The following is a 2,740-nucleotide window of genomic DNA, read 5'->3' as shown; positions in this document are numbered from 1 at the left end:
AGTGCGACTCGTTCGCTGGCGGTAAAAAGTCAGCGGACAAACAACAAAATACCGTTGTTTGGATAACTGGTAACTCGACAGGTGGAATGACGGGGTAACGCCCTGAAACGCCTGCCCTCGGTGGGCGTGCATTGGCTGCAAAGCCGGTGTACGAAGCCCCACGACAACGGCTGAGAGCAACCGTAGCCGCCGCCAACGGCGGCCGAAAGCGGTCTGGAGGCAGACTGTGTTGCCTATAGGCCAAGGGTCTATAAAATACCCATGGTTAGAATGTTCGCCTTGGCAGGCGAACTGACGAATCCGCGAATGTACGGGTCTATAAGAAGACCATATAGAAATGTACGGGTGCGTTCAAGCGCAGCCGGTGTGGTTTAGTAGAAATTTTCCCTACGAACGACCATGTTGTGTTACAGGCACATCCCAGCCGGCAGGCTCATAGCGGAAACCTAAAGGTATCCATGCACAGATAGAATTACCGGAACGAGGAAAGGCAGCGGCTTCCTTAAGGAAGAATCCGGCGAAAAACAATAAGCGGGTGAACCGCTGCTGAAAAGTAGTGATCGAACCAATGAAGTCCCTGTAACGGGGACGGAGGAATGGTCACAAGTCGAATTGTGGAAACAGGCATTATTCAATCCAATCATAAGGATTCGAGTAAGACCAAAAGGGTCACTTTTCCAAACGGGAGGTGATGCCTTATGCCAAAAGAAAGGAAAAAAGTCCTGTGTATGGACGCCCAGCGGCACGCCGAGTATTACGGGATGCAGCGGACATTTGATGAACTGTACGCCAAAAGCAAAGCCGGTGAAACATTCACCGGCCTGATGGAACTGGTATTAAGCCCGGACAACATCATGCTGGCCTACAGAAACATCAAGACCAACACAGGCAGCTACACAGCAGGAACAGACAAGCAGAATATCGGTGACATTGGGCGGCTTCCACCGGCTGAGGTCATCGGTAAGGTCAGAAAAATCGTCACAGGCAGCGAACACGGCTACCGTCCCAAACCAGTGCGCCGGAAGGACATCCCAAAGCCAAACGGCAAAACCAGGCCGCTGGGTATCCCCTGTATCTGGGACAGATTGGTGCAGCAATGCATCAAACAAATCCTGGAGCCCATCTGTGAGGCAAAGTTCAGTAACAACAGCTATGGGTTCCGCCCGAATCGGTCAGTGGAGCACGCAATTTCCCGTACTTACTCCCTGCTGCAACGGGCGCACTTACACTATGTTTTGGAGTTTGACATCAAAGGATTCTTTGACAATGTGAACCACAGCAAACTTATCAAGCAGCTCTGGACGCTGGGCATCCAGGACAAACAGCTTCTGTTTGTCATCAGGCGCATCCTGAAGGCTCCCATCCGTATGCCGGACGGCAGCACTGTTTATCCGACAAAGGGAACGCCCCAGGGCGGAATCATTTCCCCGCTGCTGGCCAATGTGGTGCTCAACGAGCTGGATCACTGGATCGACAGCCAATGGTTGGAACACCCGGTGGCCAACCACTATGGCAAATGGCGCACCATCCGCACCTCTGAGGTCTTTGACAAGAGCTACGGCTACCAGAAAATGCGGAACAGCAATCTCAAAGAAATGTTCATTGTGCGCTATGCGGATGACTTCCGTATCTTCTGCCGGAACCGAGAGGACGCGGAGAAGACCATGGAAGCTGTCACAAGGTGGATTACCGAACGGTTGAAGCTGGAGGTCTCCCCAGAGAAAACACGCATTGTCAATGTCCGAAAGCGATATTCCGAGTTTCTAGGCTTCAAAATCATGGTGTACCGCAAGGGTGGAAAGTATGTCGTGAAGTCCCACATTTGTGACAAAAAGCTACAGTTGGAAGAAAGCAAGCTCGTGGAGCAGGCAAAGCGTATTGCAAAACCAGCCCGAGTGCGGACACAGTCAGAGGAAATCGGCCTGTTTGACGAAATGGTGTTGGGCATCCAGAACTACTACAGGATTGCTACCTGTATCAGTCTGGACTGCCGGAAAATCCACCGCAGAGTTATGACAGTGCTGACCAACCGTCTGAACACGGAGACCGGCTGTCAGCTCGTCCGGGAGGGCGGTGCTATGACGGACAGCGAAAAGGAGCGTTTTGGCGCTTCTCAAATGGTGCGGTATGTGTCCGGTATCAACCGGCCAATCTACCCCATCGCGTTTATCAAGTATAAGACCGCAATCGGAATCAGCGCCGCCGTCTGCTGCTTCTCTTCGGCGGGCCGGGAAAAGATACACGACAATCTGGAGATGGATACGACCCTGTTTGCGTATCTGCGGGAACATCCGCCGGAGGGCCACAGCCTGGAATACGCCGATTGTAGGCTCTCCCTGCTGTCTGCCCAGAAGGGCAAGTGCGCTATCAGCGGCGAATGGTTCTTGCAGCCGGACAGCATCGTGTGTCACATGAAGGTTCCAAAGGAGCAAGGCGGCCAGGAGCGATACAGCAATCTGGTGCTGCTCCACAGGCGGTATCTGCCCTTGCTGACCGACCGGGACGCCGCCGTTCTCAAGAGTATCTGTAAGAAACTGACTGTAACAAGAAAACAACTGACCAAAATCAACAGCCTGCGCACCGCCGCAAAACTGGCGGCAATCTAAATAACTTTCTATTGGTGATTGATTAAATGCCTGATAACACAATCGATGGAACGCCGGATACGGTGAAAGTCGCATGTCCGGTGTGGAGTGGGGGAAAATCCGGCGATCACTTCAAAGGATTACCTATCACTATA

At 52.5% G+C, this 2,740-nt stretch carries 1 protein-coding gene; it reads left to right on the top strand.

Features of this window, described 5'->3' with window-relative positions; genetic code table 11:
- Positions 1-698: 698 nt before the first annotated feature.
- Positions 699-2,606, top strand: coding sequence for a group II intron reverse transcriptase/maturase (gene ltrA, locus KQI26_RS14950; RefSeq protein WP_216505033.1), 1,908 nt, complete (start codon positions 699-701; stop codon positions 2,604-2,606).
- Positions 2,607-2,740 lie beyond the last annotated feature (134 nt).

Origin of the sequence: Intestinimonas sp. MSJ-38 (assembly GCF_018917925.1) — a bacterium.
Lineage (GTDB): Bacteria > Bacillota > Clostridia > Oscillospirales > Butyricicoccaceae > Pseudobutyricicoccus.
Note: the sequence above shows the minus strand (reverse complement) of the source record. Positions and strands in the feature narration are given on the sequence as shown.